At 48.2% G+C, this 16,588-nt stretch carries 12 protein-coding genes; 8 read left to right on the top strand and 4 right to left on the bottom strand.

Annotation, left to right across the window (positions count from 1 at the left end; all coding sequences use genetic code 11):
- Positions 1–356 precede the first annotated feature (356 nt).
- The 7 genes from QF041_RS14910 to QF041_RS14940 all read left to right on the top strand — a co-directional run bounded on the left by QF041_RS14910 (position 357) and on the right by QF041_RS14940 (position 9,706).
- Positions 357–2,078: an AraC family transcriptional regulator gene (locus QF041_RS14910; protein WP_307414736.1), complete on the top strand. Its 1,722-nt coding sequence runs from the start codon at positions 357–359 to the stop codon at positions 2,076–2,078.
- A 99-nt stretch (positions 2,079–2,177) separates the two neighbouring features.
- Positions 2,178–3,251: a FecCD family ABC transporter permease gene (locus QF041_RS14915; RefSeq protein WP_307414737.1), complete on the top strand. Its 1,074-nt coding sequence runs from the start codon at positions 2,178–2,180 to the stop codon at positions 3,249–3,251.
- 2 nt (positions 3,252–3,253) lie between these two features.
- Positions 3,254–4,270: a FecCD family ABC transporter permease gene (locus QF041_RS14920; protein ID WP_307416973.1), complete on the top strand. Its 1,017-nt coding sequence runs from the start codon at positions 3,254–3,256 to the stop codon at positions 4,268–4,270.
- Positions 4,271–4,331: 61 nt separating this feature from the next.
- On the top strand, positions 4,332–5,279 hold the full coding sequence (locus QF041_RS14925; RefSeq protein WP_307414738.1) for an iron-hydroxamate ABC transporter substrate-binding protein: 948 nt from the start codon (positions 4,332–4,334) through the stop codon (positions 5,277–5,279).
- A 314-nt stretch (positions 5,280–5,593) separates the two neighbouring features.
- A complete protein-coding gene (locus tag QF041_RS14930) occupies positions 5,594–6,028 on the top strand; it encodes a MarR family winged helix-turn-helix transcriptional regulator (protein ID WP_307414739.1) in 435 nt (144 codons plus the stop codon).
- 68 nt (positions 6,029–6,096) lie between these two features.
- The gene (locus QF041_RS14935) at positions 6,097–7,881 is read left to right on the top strand and encodes an ABC transporter ATP-binding protein (RefSeq protein WP_307414740.1); all 1,785 of its coding nucleotides are present in this window, start codon (positions 6,097–6,099) and stop codon (positions 7,879–7,881) included.
- The gene (locus tag QF041_RS14940; RefSeq protein WP_307414741.1) at positions 7,865–9,706 is read left to right on the top strand and encodes an ABC transporter ATP-binding protein; all 1,842 of its coding nucleotides are present in this window, start codon (positions 7,865–7,867) and stop codon (positions 9,704–9,706) included. The genes QF041_RS14935 and QF041_RS14940 overlap by 17 nt, the downstream gene beginning before the upstream one ends.
- Before the next feature lie 678 nt (positions 9,707–10,384).
- Here QF041_RS14940 and QF041_RS14945 read toward each other — a convergent pair.
- Positions 10,385–11,800, bottom strand: a complete 1,416-nt coding sequence (locus tag QF041_RS14945; protein WP_307414742.1) for an ATP-binding protein — start codon at positions 11,798–11,800, stop codon at positions 10,385–10,387.
- Between the two features lie 415 nt (positions 11,801–12,215).
- Between QF041_RS14945 and QF041_RS14950 the strand changes: the two genes are divergently transcribed.
- Complete coding sequence (locus QF041_RS14950) at positions 12,216–12,551, top strand: hypothetical protein (protein ID WP_307414743.1); 336 nt, start codon at positions 12,216–12,218, stop codon at positions 12,549–12,551.
- A 243-nt stretch (positions 12,552–12,794) separates the two neighbouring features.
- On the opposite strand, the gene mglC is transcribed toward QF041_RS14950, so the two are convergent.
- From mglC to QF041_RS14965, 3 genes are all read right to left on the bottom strand, one after another.
- On the bottom strand, positions 12,795–13,814 hold the full coding sequence (mglC, locus tag QF041_RS14955) for a galactose/methyl galactoside ABC transporter permease MglC (RefSeq protein WP_307414744.1): 1,020 nt from the start codon (positions 13,812–13,814) through the stop codon (positions 12,795–12,797).
- Between the two features lie 15 nt (positions 13,815–13,829).
- Positions 13,830–15,335, bottom strand: coding sequence for a sugar ABC transporter ATP-binding protein (locus QF041_RS14960; RefSeq protein WP_307414745.1), 1,506 nt, complete (start codon positions 15,333–15,335; stop codon positions 13,830–13,832).
- A gap of 74 nt (positions 15,336–15,409) precedes the next feature.
- Positions 15,410–16,471 carry a galactose ABC transporter substrate-binding protein gene (locus QF041_RS14965; protein ID WP_307414746.1) on the bottom strand — a complete coding sequence of 354 codons (1,062 nt, stop codon included), beginning with the start codon at positions 16,469–16,471 and terminating at the stop codon, positions 15,410–15,412.
- Positions 16,472–16,588 lie beyond the last annotated feature (117 nt).

Genomic DNA, 16,588 nt, shown 5'->3' on the forward strand with positions numbered 1-16,588 from the left:
AATTCAAGCTCATCAGGGCCTCGAACATATCTGTGTACATTTCAATTCTCCAGTAGATTTGCTAAGATTATCAGCAGACTAGGGCCAAGAAGTCTTGTCCGTAAACATACTTGTAACTAGCGACAATCTGGTTAAACTATCGATCACATCTGATAACGGGATCATATACCCTGTGCTATTCGTAAAACATCTGACTATACTGCAAACGCGCTTTGACAAGGCAGCCAGTAATCATAACATCATGCAAAACGCATCAATAGACGTTCAAGAAAGACGTTCAGGTCCGAGAAAATATGGTGCGTTCCAGATTCAATCATTACCTAAACTGTTCAAAAGAAAGGAGGACGCATAACACCATGACTACCATCCCCGGTACCGTCCACAACGGCATGAATCCACACATGTTGCATCAGCAGACAAGTCCCAAGGAATCCTCAACCCGAGCAGGCCTGGATGCATTCCTGAATGATACTCTGATCGAACTTCGTCAGGCAGAACATATTATAACCCGTGGGAAATGGCACTGGTCCACAACTGAGCTAGCTCATCATACCTTCATATACATGCACAAATTCACAGGCCAACTGATCATGAATGGGATCAAATTTTACGTGGTTCGCAAATCAGCTTGTCTATGCACACCAGGAACTGCAATTGAACTGATTAGTGATGAAGACCATGATATTGAACTGTATATCATTCACTTTGATCTGTATCGGGCTACGGAGAAGACAAAAGCCAGACGAATCTACGAACGTGAGCTCAGTTCCCCTGTTACAGGCTGGATTCAGGGCCCATTTTACGGTATACAGCGCATTGCCGCACAGCTTACACAATTAACCAACGAAGGTTTGGAAACAGGCTTGAAAGCACAGCTCTTCCTGACGGAACTGTTACATATGCTCTGGCCTCAAGAAGACCAGACTGACGTGGGGGCTGGGCAGGATGAACCCGAACAGTGGCTCAGGTCCACCCTGCAATACATGCGCGAAAACTATATGCTCGAGATCAAACTGGAAAAGCTGGCTGAACTGGCTGACATGCACCCGTCCTATTACTCGCAGCTATTCAAGAGCCGCATGCAGAAAAATCCGATTGAATACATCACTCATCTGCGTATGAACCGGGCCAAGGAATTACTGCTCACTTCCGATCTTCGTATCCGTGATGTGGCTCGTGAAGTGGGTTACCGTGACGAATTTTATTTCAGCAGACGTTTCCGGAACCATGCCGGTTATGCGCCAACTTCCTATTCGAAGCAGGTCCACCGAAATATCGTGTCGCTCTCCTATCCATACACGGACCACCTGATGACACTTGGTATCACGCCATGCGCAGCTCAGATCCAAGGCCATCTTCCTCATATGCCCAAATCGCTGACGCTGCCCTTCCACGCCTATGAACCTTGGGAACAGGGACGTCAGGCTTTCCTGGATGTGAATCCTGAATTGATTCTGACCAAGGACAATTCAGCTGCCAAAGCGATGGAGCATATTGGCGATGTCGCACCCATCATCACGATTCCCTGGAACCAGACAGACGTCTTTGGTCATCTGCATCAGATTGCATCCATTGTGGATCGCACCCAAGCAGCCACAGATTGGCTGGATCGACATGAACGCAAGGCAGAGCGTGCACGCAAAAAAATCAAGGAATTCGTCGGGGACATCACCGTTGCCGTTGGCACGTTAACGCCTAAAGGTCCACGGATGTACAGCCATCGGAACTTTGGACATGTTTTTTATCGAACCTTGCAATTGGCCGCTCCTCAGCGTATTCAGACCGAACTGGCTGGCAAATCTCCCGGCGTTGGATTCAACTGGCTGCCCTTCACACCAGGAGAATGGGACGGACTGGAGGCAGATGTGCTGGTACTGGCGATTAATTCTATGCATGAAAAGGCAACACTGTTGAAAGAGATGGCTTCGAATCCACTGTGGAACAGCCATCCTGCGGTAAAAAACGGACGTGTACATCTCATCGACTGGAACTCATGGGTCGTATATGCTCCATATTCCATCAACATCCAGCTCGATGAAGCGCTCTCTATGTTGACGAACAAACCTTCACTTTTGTAATCTAAAAAATGTCCATCTCCAAAATCTTAATTTATGCCATGTACGGGCCTGAATTAAGATTCTATAATGATCACTAATTGATAATGATAATCAATAACAATGAAATACGTTGTTGGTACCAAAGGAGTGACCCGTATTCAACATCCGGGACTGCCACATCGTCCGTCTAATTCAAGAAAATCTGCAGTGACCGTTGGGCTGACGTTTTTGTCTGCCATAGCCATACTGCTGCTAAGTATGTTTGTCGCAATCTCTTTAGGTGCCAAAGGGCTAACGCTGGAAACCGTATGGGCTGCCATATTTCAGTACAACCCAGCTTTGACACCACATCAGATTATTCATGAACTGCGGCTGCCTCGTGTCCTTGCCGCGGTTATTATCGGCGCTGCCTTTGCCGTTGCAGGAGCTTTAATGCAAGGTATTACGCGTAATCCGCTGGCAGACACGGGCATTCTGGGCATCAATGCTGGAGCCACTTTTGTCGTAGCACTGAGCTTTGCCTTTTGGCCCGGACTGCCATACGGCTGGATTATGTTTTTATCATTCATGGGGGCTGTTCTGGGCACACTGCTTATCTTCCTGCTTGGAATGGCAGCACCTGGTGGTCTGAATTCCATCAGACTGACCGTTGCCGGAGCCGTTATTGCAGCCATGTTTACCTCGCTCAGCACAGGCATTGCCATTTATTTTGATCTGAGTCAGGATCTGGCCTTCTGGTATGCGGGTGGTTTTGGCGGAATTGAATGGCGGCATCTGAAGTTAATTCTTCCCGTACTGCTCGTGACACTAGTACTGATTATGCCACTCGCCCGGCGTGTATCGCTTATGTCACTCGGTGAAGAAGTAGCGATTAATCTCGGGATCAACCTGCGCTGGACGAGATTTCTCGCCCTTGCAGCGGTTGTTGTGCTGGCTGGTGTGTCCGTGTCGGCAGTGGGCTCGATTGGATTTGTCGGACTCGTCATCCCTCATATCTCACGCAAACTGGTGGGTGTGGATTATCGACTTATCATTCCGATGTCTTCTCTACTTGGAGCGATATTACTGGTGCTCGCCGATCTGGGCTCACGCATCGTGAACCCGCCCGAGGAGCTAGCGGTAGGCATTATGGTCGCTTTTGTCGGTGTACCGTTCTTCCTCTATCTGGCCCGTAAAGAAAGGAGGGCCTTGTAGTGATGAATTTTAATACACCTTCACGAGGTAAACGTTCGATAATCGTCAGTATCACGCTGCTCTGCATCGCCATTGCCGTTATTGTGATCAGCCTGAACACGGGAACCATTCGTCTCTCCCCAGTGGCTGTGTTACAGACTTTGCTTGGTAATGGCAGTTCGGATGATCAGATTGTACTGTTTGATTACCGACTGCCTCGCATCCTGGTAACTGTACTGGCTGGAGCGGGACTTGGTATTGCCGGAGCAGCCTTGCAAGGGATCACCCGCAATCCATTGGCGGACCCAGGCATATTGGGATTGCATGCAGGGGCAGCATTTGGACTAATGGTGTTTGTTAGTCTCTCCTTTACGATGGATGGCTCTGTGGCCTTGCTGATTCCGTTGTTTGCTTTTGCAGGCAGTGTGGCCGCTGCCCTGATCATCATGCTGTTATCTTATGATCGGCACAACGGCGTATCGCCCATTAAGCTGATTCTGGTGGGAATCGCGGTAGCGGCCGGGTTCCATGCGTTAACACTCTATCTATCCCTGCGTTTGGATGAAGACACTTATTCCTTTGCCGCTCGCTGGCTGGCAGGAAGCGTCTGGGGCCGGGATTGGATTCATGTGCAAGCTTTGCTTCCTTGGGTGGTGTTATGTATCTCTTATATTTGGAGTCGATCCAAAACGCTCGATGCCTTCAATCTTGGAGATGCTGCCGCAACCAGTATCGGGACGCCTGTCCGATCCCAGCGTATTATTTTGCTGCTCTGTGCCGTGGCTTTGTCTGCCGTTAGTGTATCCATGGCTGGTGGAATCGGCTTTATCGGTCTGGCAGCGCCACATCTGGCGCGTAGACTTGTGGGTCCGATGCATCGGCATCTGATTCCAGCCGCCGGGCTCATCGGTATGGTTATTCTGGTGACCGCCGATACGATCGGGCGAACGATCTTTCAGCCTAACGCCATTCCAGCAGGCGTGGTGGTTGCTGCGATTGGTGCACCTTACTTTTTGTACCTGTTAGTACGAAGCAAGTGATCTTTTTTTCAAAAAAACAATAAAGACATCCAAGAGATGTTCAAGGAGAATGTGACTACCCATGTTAAAGAAAAATCTTATGCTTGTCATGAGTATCTGTCTGGTGCTTGTGCTTGCAGCCTGTGGAACGACCAATAATTCATCATCTGCTTCTGGTGGTTCGTCTACGGATACTTCAACCAAGAATCAAGACAACAGTGCAAGTTCGGGAGAGCAACGTATTGCCTCCATGTCGATTCACTTGACCAATGATCTGCTGTCTCTTGGCATTACTCCGGTTGGTTCCGTTATCGGTGGCGAAGCCAAAGGTTTCCTGTCCCATGTTGCTGATCAACTTCAAAATACAACGCCACTTGGTCCGGTTAAAGACCCGGATATGGAAGCTTTGCTTGCCCTAAAACCCGATGTGATCTATCTGGACGAAGAATTTTCCGGTGGTGATCTTGCCAAATTCGAAAAAATTGCTCCGGTGCATGTCTTCAATCTGGATGACGGTACATGGCGCGACCATCTGAAAGACATTGGCAAACTCGTGAATCGCGAGAAGGAAGCCGAGCAATACATTCAGGACTACGCGACCGAAACGGAAGAAGTGAAGTCCCTCATTAACGACACCATTGGTGATGGGACTGTGATGGCAATCCGTGTTACTGCCAAAGAATTGCGTGTATTCAGTACACGCCGTCCCGTGGGTCCCATTTTGTATGAGGATCTCGGTCTGACTCCTGCCAAAGGGATCACAGATATCGATTCGACTAAACCGTATCAAGTCGTCTCCCGTGAAATATTGCCGGACTATGATGCAGATGCGATCTTTGTAGTTGTGAATTCGGATGATGAAGCCCAGACCATGTTCAAGGAACTGCAAAACAATCCGATCTGGCAAGGCCTGAAAGCAGTCAAAGCCGGCCATGTCTACCCGATTGGTGCACAGCCTTGGCTGGATTACTCATCTATCGGTAATAAAATGGCCATGGATGAAGCCAAAGAAATGTTCTCCAAGAAGTAAGTTTCCGTACACTCAACACTAACGTGTGACAATACCAAAAAACCTCTCTTTAGAGACCGGAACAGAGTTAGTTATTTTACTCTCTTCCGCTCAAAGTAGAGGTTTTTGTTTTTTTCTTATCTATTTTACTTGTTTACTTTCCAGCCAATCGACCCGGAAATACCTTAAATTCAAAATAAATGATCTGTATTCACTTGACGATATATTAAATCGAACTTAAAATTTATTTAGTCGACTAACTAAATTTGCGTGTTCAAAAAGTCTGGTTTTCAGTACCGAGAAGATGGAATGAAGGTAGAAATGGAGTAGATGATATGAACCCAGTCCAAAATGATAGGTTAATGGGGCAGCTATCCGAACTCGTGAAACTGAAACGCTACAAGGTTCATGAGAAACTTGTGAACCACCCCGAGTTATACCCGGGGCAGCCCCCTTTGCTGTTCCAGCTTGAACGGGAAGATGGCCAATCCCAGAAAAACCTGGCCGAACAACTTCAGCGCAGTCCCGCAACGGTAACCGTGATGCTCAAGCGCATGGAATCATCCGGTTATGTGAGACGTGAAGCAGACCCAAAAGATATGCGCAGTCTGCGGGTATACCTGACGGATCAGGGGCGCTCTGCGCTACAAGAATTGAGAGAAGTGATTCAGGAGTTGGAACAGCAGGCCCAGAAAGATTTTACACCGGAAGAATCCGAGATCATGTCTGCACTTGCACAGCGTATGCTCCAAAACCTGCGTGAGACCTGAGGTGATGCAGACTCGCGACATCGTTTAAAAGAAAATACTTATGCTATGAAGATTGAGGTGATTCCCTATTGTGGACGTTAAAACGATTCTTGACCCCGTATAAGTCGGCGGCAATCTTCGCCCCACTGCTCATGGTACTTGAGGTTACCATGGACCTGCTCCAGCCCAAGCTGATGTCCAGCATCGTGGATGATGGTGTACTTGCAGGGAATCTGCCCCATATCGTGACTACAGGTCTGATCATGCTACTTGTTGCGTTAATCGGCTGGGTTGGCGGCGCAGGCTGTACACTCTATTCAAGTAATGCTGCCGTTGGATACGGCACAGATCTGCGCCAGGAACTGTTTGACCATATTCAAACCTTCTCCTTCCGCAATCTGGATACGTTTCAGGAAGGATCTCTGATCACTCGTCTGACCAGTGACATTACCCAGATGCAGACCTTTGTACAGATGCTGCTACGGATGTTTATCCGTTCACCAATGCTAATCATCGGTAGTATCATCATGGCGTTTACGATCAGTGTAAAGCTGGCTTTAATTCTTATTGCGACTGTACCGGTGCTGTTTATTATTTTATTTATTCTGATAAAAGCTTCCTATCCGCTGTTCGCCAGTGTGCAGAACAAACTTGATCAGGTCAACGCCGTGCTTCAGGAGAATCTTGCCGGCATTCGTGTCGTCAAGGCATTTGCACGTGCACGTCTGGAGAAAAAACGGTTCAAGCAATCCAACGAAGATTACACTACAACCGCCGTCAAAGCTTGGCGGATCGTCACACTGAATGCACCCGTGCTTAGCCTGATGCTGAACGCTACCATTGTAGCGGTGCTGTGGTTCGGAGGTTTCCAGGTAGTGGGAGGCGATATTGCTGCCGGAGATCTGATTGCTTTTATCAACTATGTCACGGTTGTACTCTCTTCCCTCACGTCGATCGGCATGATGATGATGAGTTTCTCCCGCGCCAAGGTATCTGCTGCACGGATCAACGAGGTGTTACATACACAGCCGGATATTCAATCGGGAACCGATAACTCCGGGAATGTACAGTCATCCCCGTCTACTCGTGATCAGTCCCGAAACCAAACGTCTTCTCTTCCCTCCCACACAGGCGGTCAAGTGGAGTTCAGAGACGTATCTTTCCGTTATGACGGAGACCATGCACTCACTGACATTAACCTGAAGGCTCGCCCGGGTGAGAAAGTGGCCCTGATCGGTTCAACAGGTTCAGGCAAAACCTCGCTGGTGCAGCTGATTCCCCGTCTATACGATGCTTCGCAGGGTGAAGTGCTCGTGAATGGAGTGAACGTTCGCCACTGGGATCTTCAGGATCTTCGCAGCCGTGTGTCCATTGTGCTACAGGAATCCATCCTGTTCAGCGGCAGCATCCGGGATAACATTTGTTTCGGCCGGCCCGGTGCAACAGATGCTGAATTGCGTGCTGCGGCACAAGCTGCGGCAGCGGATGATTTTATTATGAAACTGAAAGATGGGTATGACACGGAGCTGGGTCAACGCGGGGTCAATCTGTCCGGTGGACAGAAACAGCGGATATCCATTGCACGTGCCCTGCTCATGCGACCGGAAGTACTGATTCTGGATGATAGCACCAGTGCTGTGGATCTGCGTACGGAAGCGAGCATTCAGAAGGCTTTGCAATCTTTGATGAAAGACAGCACGACCTTTTTAATTGCACAGCGGATCTCCTCCGTGAAGGATGCAGACTGTATATATGTTATTGATGAAGGACAGATCGTTGCCAGGGGCACACATGATGACCTTATGGCTCATTCATCACACTATCAAGCCATCTTTTATTCGCAGCAACGGAAGGAGGATGTTCAATTTGGCTAAACCTGCATCTTCCTCCATACAACAAACGGTCGTGCCTCCCATCGGAAGACCCGGACCAGCGGGAAGAGGACCTGTCCCCAAAGTCAGAGCCAAAAATGCTCGCCATGCCCTGATTCGGGTGTGGTCGTATATGGGACGTCATCGCAAAGGAGTTATCGCTGCATTAGTGCTGACGGCTCTTGGAACACTGCTCAATCTGGCAGGACCTTATCTTCTCGGCCGCGCCGTTAACGAACATATCGTGCCCAAAGTAACAGCGGGTTTGCTAAAGGAATGTCTTCTTTTGCTGAGTGTTTATGTCCTTGGCTCACTCCTGATGTGGGCTCAATCCTATGTCATGATTGGTGTCTCCCAACTGACCGTCAAAGATCTGCGACATGCGTTGTTCTCCCGACTGCAAGAGCTGCCTATCCATTTTTTTGATAAAAATCAAAGCGGGGACCTGATGAGCCGGGCCACCAATGATATCGATAACGTATCTACAACGCTGAATCAAAGCGTAACCCAATTGATGTCCAGTGCCATCCTGCTCGTTGGCTCCTTGTCGATCATGTTTGCACTTGATGTCCGGCTTACCCTGCTCAGTCTGGTGACTGTACCCTTGATTACCATCGCCACTCGCCTGATCGCGTCAAGAACACGCAAACACTTCACCGCCCAGCAGAAATTACTTGGTGAGCTTAATGGGTATGCTCAGGAAACCATTGCTGGACAAAAAGTCGTAGCGGCCTATAACCGCCAGGATCAGGCACATCAACATTTTCAGAACCTGAACGAGAAACTGCGCACCTCAAGCACACAGGCCCAGACCGTTTCGGGTTTGGTTGGACCCACGATGAACGTGATGAACAATATCGGGTTTGCCATACTCGCTTCTGTAGGTGGATGGATGGCTTACCATGAAATGACGTCCATCGGACTGATCGTCAGCTTTCTCGCTTACTCCCGCCAGATTGAGCGGCCGCTCAACGATCTGGCCAATCAGTACAATCTCATTCAGGCTGCAATCGCAGGTGCTGAACGTGTGTTCCACATTATGGATACACCTGGCGAATACGTAGAGGAACAGAAGAAACAACTGGACCAGATTCAAGGTAAAGTTGTATTTGAAGACGTCTCTTTTGGGTATAGTGCGGAGCGAGACATTCTCAAGAAGGTTAGTTTTACTGCAAAACCTGGTGAGATGATTGCACTTGTTGGACCCACCGGCGCAGGTAAAACGACCATTATCAACCTGTTGCCCCGTTTCTACGAGATTACAGGCGGACGGATTACCATCGATGGATGTGACATCTCGGAACTGGAGAAGGATCAACTCCGTCGGCAACTCGGCATTGTACTTCAGGATGCCTACCTGTTCTCGGGTACCATTCGCGACAATCTCGCCTACGGCAAGCCGGACGCAACCAATGAACAGATCAGACAAGCGGCGGAGCTGGCGAATGCACATTCGTTCATCTGCAAACTGCCACAGGGCTACGATACCCCCATCATTTCCGGGGGAAGCAACCTGAGTCAGGGACAACGACAACTGCTGACCATTGCCCGGGCAATTCTGGCTGATCCGGCCATTCTTATTCTGGATGAAGCAACAAGCAGCATTGATACACGTACAGAGATGAAGATCCAGGAAGCGATGCGCACTTTAATGAAAGACCGTACCAGCTTTGTTATCGCCCACAGACTGAGCACGATTCGTGAAGCCGATCAGATTCTCGTCATTGATGATGGACAGATCGCTGAACGGGGCAGCCATGACGAGTTGATGCAGCAACAAGGATTTTACTATCAGTTACATCAGGGACAGCTCAATAAGTCTAACTAAAGCGTGTCTGCAAAGCTACTGCACGCCGAAGCGGACCTTAGCGCGTCTGGAGAAAGCGAATGCGCTGTATCCTGAATGTGCGAGGACATGTCCTTCGCGTGCGAACAAGCGATCAATACGCCACAAAAGCGGATTTTCTCCATTCCAAATGAAAAGCTCCACTCCGTGCCGGGCGGGATTGGAGGACATCGTCCAGCTCGCGGTTGAGCAGAGCAAGAGCGTAAGCTAACGAATCTGAGGCGCCTTATTCAAGCTTTTGAAGCTCCCTCAGAAATCTAAAGAACCTGAGACACGTTATATCCAAATAAACAGCCATTTTCAGCGTTTTTTCATGGGATGTTGGGAAATAACGTGTCTGAAGTTTCTTACAAATTAAAGTAAGGACCTGAAGGCCAAATAAGACGTCCTATGTTCCTTAGAAAATCGACTACCCATTCGCCAGGTTCAACCGGCTTGAACTTCAAACTTTTATACGCTGACCACCATCATCATATCGCTTACTTGAATTTGAAGTCACACTCTTATATAGCTAAAATGATCTGAACCGATGTCGACTCCACACATTAACTTATTAATTGAAATACTAAACACCGCATGGGGTTCTTCAGGACCCATGCGGCGTTTTTTTGATTTTGTCTAATGACTATGTTATTGCTATCTCTAGGTAAGTTATATGATTTACGTCTCCATTGGCAGATGAAGCGTGAAGGTGGAACCAACCCCCATTTCGCTATGGACGGTAATTTTACCATTGTGATCCTGAACGATTTTCTGGCAGAGCGCAAGTCCAAGTCCCGTACCTTCTTCTTTGGTTGTATAAAATGGATTAAAGATTGTGGATAGTGAATTTTCCGGAATGCCGCTTCCTGTATCTGTAATTGAAATGAGTACTGCGTCTCCGTCCTGCAACAAATCCATATGAACCTCACCAGGGTCTGTCATTGCTTCAAAAGCGTTACGAATCAGATTGATCAATACCTGCACAATTTTATCTCGATCCATGATGATCACAACTGGCTCATTAGTCATTTCAAGCGTAATTTGATGCCCTCGGGATGCCGCATCTGACTCGGTCAAAGACATCACGCGTTCAAGGCAGTGACCCAAATGTTCAGGCTTCATGTGATTGGCATGTGGTTTGGAAAACTGCAAAAATTCAGCCGTCAGATCGGTTACTCTCGTCACCTCACCCATAATCACTTCATACCATGGCGCGATATTAAACGCTTGTCCACGGGACAGCTGCAGGAATCCCCGAATTGCGGTAAGCGGATTCCGAATTTCGTGAGCCATACCCGCGGCCAGTTCACCTACAGCCCTTAGTCTTTCGGAACGAAATACTTCTTCTTCATTTTTCAGCCATTTGCTGCGCTGTTGTTGAAGCAGCCTATCCTCGGCTACCGTCATAAAGTGCTGCAACGAATCCGACATTTCCGGGTACAGAGAGATGCTGTAGCTTACCTGGAGTCCTTGAAGCTGCACGGATAGCAGTGACGACATTCGTTCTTCCACATCCTGTATCTCTGGCAAAACGACTGCAAATCGGTCTCCTGCATACCGGGATATGCCATAAGCTTCGGTGAAATGATTGCTGATCATCTGACCTGTACCTGTGATTACCGTACACCAAGGATCTTCTGAATCTTTTTTAAAGCCGCTAAAGTTATTGACGTTCAAAAGGACAAGCAAAAAAGACCGTTGCTCTTCTACTGTCTTATGTAACATCTCCATGTAACCTTCGTAATTCAACAGTCCGGTAAGCGGATCATGCAGGGTCAGGAACCGATTCTTTTCCCGAAGCCTGCGCTTCTCTACCTCACTGTTGATCAAGGTATGGTACAAAAAAATGATAACAACTGAGGTTAACAGGTCAAATAACGAAACCAGCAAAGCATATGTATCTACAGGCACATACGAAAGCCGAATCACCGTATATTGCAGCATAAGCAGCAACGAAATCGGCAAGGTCTGCGCCAACCGTGGTTTGTCCTGGATCATTGAAATAATGAGCATATAATACAGCATGTTGCACCAGTTCAGTTCACTAAAATAGTGGAATATCCCGAGGAAAATCCACTGAAACTTTCGCAGCACAGGGTATCGTCTCTCCCCATAAATACTTGCTACCAATAATGTCGCCGAAAGTGACATTATTGCCATATGAGGGGTAAGCCTGAGAACATAAGAGGACAGAATGACAAGCAGACAACCTAGCGGGAATATCACCATTTTCATCGTGTAACTAAGCAAACAGCCTCGCCCCCTTTGACATAAAACTCACATCAAACAACTTATGTACATGTATTATATCGATTATGATTAGCTGATGTTGTCGATTAGTGGAGGCTCGTCAAATTCGCAAGAATGTATAAATTATGAAGGCAATAGGACATATGATGTAATTGTAATCAACAAAAGTGAATCAATTCCTCTTCGCATAAATCAGTATTGTGGTACAATACATTAATGGATTAATTTAGGATAAATACTTGGTTATGGAGGATATCACATGACAACACAACGAAAACCACTGGGCCTCGGAACGCTCTCTCTACTCGTACTATTGATGGGTCTCGCCTTTAACTTCCAATGGGGCAAAACAAATTTTATGATCAGTCATTATCTTTTTAACTTAATAAACATACCTATTTATAGCAACGGAACTCAAGGACTTCACATTCCTTTTGTAGTAGCAGCCCTCTTCTGGATTCCAGCCTTCTTGATCGCCAAAAAATATCGTGCGCATTTCGGTACCAGTGTGTCTTATAACATCGCCGGATTTATGTTGCTCTTATGCATCATTGGACCAGTTATCCCCGTTATCGATTGGATGGTCAATGGTTAAACAATTAAAGCCAGCTCTCTATATCCCGAGGGCTGGCTTCTTTGCTACTTCTCCATATAAGATGAATGGAATTTTTACACCATAACGTAGAGTGCAGAACCAATCTGAAGAAGCGATAGCGTTCGCATTTATCACCGGATTTTCCCCTATTAATATATCGGAATCAAGAAAATCAGGGGATAAGGGCGATCGGAAGATGGTACTGCACTCGGAGTACAACGGTGTAACCTTTTCACGTTAATCTTATTTTTTCGCCATATACTTACGGATATCAAAAGCCACCGCAGCAACAATGATCAATCCTTTAATAATCAACTGCCAGTATGGGCTCACACCAATAAACGTCAGACCATAGTTAATGACCCCGAAGATCAGCACACCCGCCATAACCCCAGGTACCGTTCCAATACCTCCTGCCGTTGATACGCCGCCTACCACACATGCGGCAATCGCATCCAGCTCATACATGTTACCGTAATTATTTGTTGCTCCACCTGTGCGTGCTGCCTCAAGCACACCACCCAGACCATACAATGCACCGGCAATGGCATACAGCGCCACCAGGTTGCGTGCCACATGAATCCCGGATACATGCGCCGCCTGAATGTTGCCACCGATCGCGTACATATTTTTGCCGAGACGTGTTTTATTGAAGATCACCCAACAGATTAACGCCACAGCAATAGCAATGAGGACAATATACGGGATGGAGTAACCTCCGCCCAGATCAATGTATCCAGAGCCAATGACGGTGAAGTCCTCTCTCAATCCTCCGATCGGCTGTGACTGGTTGGGTTCCGTATCAAAATAAATGGAGTTCAGTCCATACACGGCAACCATCGTACCCAGCGTTGCGATAAAAGGGGGCACATGTAATTTGGCGACAATGAGTCCATTTACCAATCCCACAAATAGACCCGCGGTAATCCCGACAAGGATCGGCAGACCCACCCATAAGTGGGGCAGATCGGGGAAGAAACGGTTTGCATACTCGTCAATTTGCAGCATCGATGCCGATACAACCGCCGTCAGACCAACCACCCGTCCAGCGGACAGATCTACCCCGCCCGTGACAAGGATAAAGGCTGCACCGAGCGCAATAATGGCCCGTGTGGAGGACTGCTGCAAGATGTCCCGCAGTGTGGAGAAGGCCAGAAAATTCGGATCGGCAATCGCAATACCAATAATGAGCAGGATCAATACGATAAAGATGGCGCGTTGTGTTACATATTGTTTTACTTGATTAATCATCTGTGTGTTCATCTGTTTCCCTCCTGACTAAGCCATCCGCTGTTGCGCGGCCAGCCTCATAATATCCTGCTCGGTTGCCTTGGCTCCGTCCACGATTCCGGTGAGACGCCCTTCGCTCATCACCATAATGCGATCCGACATACCCAGAAGCTCAGGCATCTCTGAGCTAATCATGATAATGCTTTTGCCCTGACGAGCCAGTTCCGTAATAATGGTGTAAATCTCAAACTTGGCCCCTACATCGATTCCACGTGTCGGTTCATCCAGCAGGAGTATCTCGGGGTCGGTCAATAACCAGCGGGCCAGCAGAACTTTCTGCTGATTACCGCCAGACAGGTTGCGAATCAGCGTGTTAACCGAAGGCGTTTTGGTTCTGAACTTCTGCGTCTGCTCACGTGCCTCTTCGCGGCCCTTTTTCTCGTCCAGCAAGCCCATTCGATTTCGGTAGCGTCCCAGACTGGCAATGATCGTGTTCTCATACACCGACAACACAGGGAATATCCCTGTAACCCTTCGTTCTTCCGTGAGCAACGCAATGTTATGACGCTTCGCTGCTGCGGGAGAGTTAATCTTCACCTTGCGCCCATGAATCGAAATCGTACCTGAAGCGAGTCCGCGCAGTCCGAATAAGGACTCAATCAGTTCTGTCCGCTGTGCTCCAACCAGGCCGCCAATGCCAAGCACTTCACCTTTTCGCAGCTCAAAGGAAACATCACGAAACGATTTAGATTGGCTTGATGTCAGACCCTCGGCTTTTAATATCACTTCACCGGGTACGTTCGTCCGTTCCGGGAAACGTTCGTCCAGATCACGGCCAACCATACGCGTAATGATCAGATCTGTCGTTAGATCCGCAGCATCCCATGTCCCGACAACGAAACCATCACGCATGATTGTCACTTCATCCGAGATCGTCAGGATCTCCTCCATCTTGTGTGAAATATAGATAATGGATACGCCGCGACTGCGCAGTTCATTAATAATGGTGAAGAGTTGATCCACTTCCTTGCCTGTCAGGGAAGAAGTTGGCTCATCCATGACGATGACTTTGGATTGAAAAGAGACCGCCTTGGCAATTTCCATGGATTGAATCTTGGAGACAGACAATGTTCCCGCCTGAGCCTTCGGATCAATATCCAGGTTCAAGTCCTTGAACAAGGCCAGCGTATCGGTATACATCCGTTTCTCGTCCACCAGTATTCCCCTCATCGGAAAACGACCCAGCCATATATTCTCCATCACCGGACGATGCGGGACCGGATTCAGCTCCTGATGAATCATGGATATGCCTTGCTGAAGGGCCGCTTTGGAATTCGGAATATCCACATCCTTTCCTTCGATGCGTATCGTTCCTTCATCGGGGCGATACATGCCGAACAGACATTTCATAAGTGTGGATTTCCCCGCTCCATTCTCTCCCATCAAGGCGTGAACCGTCCCCGGTTTCACTTTCAATGTGACCTGACTTAGTGCCTGCACACCCGGAAATGCTTTGGAAACTCCATTCATCTCCAGCAGGTAAGTTGACTCCATCTTGGTTCCTCCCTTCCATATGACCGGCAAAAAAGGGACGCTACCCGAATGTCGGACGTCCCTGTCTCGTGCTGTTATTGGGCGTCGGCGATGTTGTCTTTTGTAATCTTCTTGTATGCAATCCAGACGTATTTACCATCTGTAATGTCGTATTTGGTATTTTCCTTTGTTGGTGTCTCACCTTTGGCAAGTACGGAAGCCAGTGCCACCGTGGCTGCACCCTGATTCTTGGCATCATTAAGCACCGTGCCCAGCATCGTGCCATCCTGGAGAGCCTGAATGGCTGGAGCTGTTGCATCCACACCTACAACCGGCATGGATTTGCCATCTTTGAAGTATCCGGCTGCTTTCAATGCCTCAATGGCTCCCAAGGCCATGTCATCATTGTTTGCGAGAACAGCTTCGATCTTGTCACCATGCGAAGCCAGGAATGCCTGCATTTTCTCCTGACCTTTCACCCGATCCCACATCGCCGTGTCTTCCGCCAGTGCTTCCACTTCGATACCAGCATCCTGGATCGCCTGAACCGAATATTTGGTCCGAAGCTCTGCATCCTGGTGACCCGGTTCCCCTTTCAGCATGACGTATTGCAGTTTGCCATCGCCGTTTTTGTCCGCTTCCGGATGTGCTTTCCAGTAATCCACAATCAACTGACCGGAGATCGTACCGGACTCCTCCGCTTTGGCTCCTACGTAGTACACTTTATCCCACTTGTTCATATCTTCAGCTACTGGCTCACGGTTGAGGAATACCACTGGAATGTTCGCTGCCTTGGCCTTGTCAATGATGACCCCTGCCGCCGTCCGGTCCACCGGGTTCACAGCCATCGCATTATATTTCTTGGATACAAACAGATCCACTTTCTCATTCTGGGTCGGCTGTGCATTCTGGCTATCCACGATATCCAGAGTCGCAACACCTTCCGCTGCTGCTGTCATTGCATTACGTACACCCGTCATGAATGTATCATCAAATTTGTAGATGGCAACACCAATCTTGGGCGTTTCCGTACTGGCTGCTGTCTGGCCTCCTGTATCTGTTCCCGTACTTCCACCTGCGCCGTCTCCGCCGCTGCTACACCCCGCCGCCACAACCATACATGCCGTAATCAACAGTGTCATCCATGTTTTCTTCATATCCTAATGACCTCCCCCAAGTTCATTCGGCTTCACCGATGTCTTTATTATGAAAGGGTTTACATTAAATTCGAATACAATATCTTCACCTGTTCTATCGAAATCTTCCTCAAGTTA

Source organism: Paenibacillus sp. W2I17, assembly GCF_030815985.1.
GTDB lineage: Bacteria > Bacillota > Bacilli > Paenibacillales > Paenibacillaceae > Paenibacillus.

Bases quoted from the DNA above. Each gene is read 5' to 3' on its own strand.
- QF041_RS14920 (WP_307416973.1), top strand. From the start codon at position 3,254: ATGAATTTTAATACACCTTCACGAGGTAAACGTTCGATAATCGTCAGT.
- QF041_RS14950 (WP_307414743.1), top strand. From the start codon at position 12,216: ATGACAACACAACGAAAACCACTGGGCCTCGGAACGCTCTCTCTACTC.
- QF041_RS14930 (WP_307414739.1), top strand. From the start codon at position 5,594: ATGAACCCAGTCCAAAATGATAGGTTAATGGGGCAGCTATCCGAACTC.
- QF041_RS14925 (WP_307414738.1), top strand. From the start codon at position 4,332: ATGTTAAAGAAAAATCTTATGCTTGTCATGAGTATCTGTCTGGTGCTT.
- QF041_RS14910 (WP_307414736.1), top strand. From the start codon at position 357: ATGACTACCATCCCCGGTACCGTCCACAACGGCATGAATCCACACATG.
- QF041_RS14960 (WP_307414745.1), bottom strand. From the start codon at position 15,335: ATGGAGTCAACTTACCTGCTGGAGATGAATGGAGTTTCCAAAGCATTT.
- QF041_RS14965 (WP_307414746.1), bottom strand. From the start codon at position 16,471: ATGAAGAAAACATGGATGACACTGTTGATTACGGCATGTATGGTTGTG.
- mglC (WP_307414744.1), bottom strand. From the start codon at position 13,814: ATGAACACACAGATGATTAATCAAGTAAAACAATATGTAACACAACGC.
- QF041_RS14915 (WP_307414737.1), top strand. From the start codon at position 2,178: ATGAAATACGTTGTTGGTACCAAAGGAGTGACCCGTATTCAACATCCG.
- QF041_RS14940 (WP_307414741.1), top strand. From the start codon at position 7,865: ATGTTCAATTTGGCTAAACCTGCATCTTCCTCCATACAACAAACGGTC.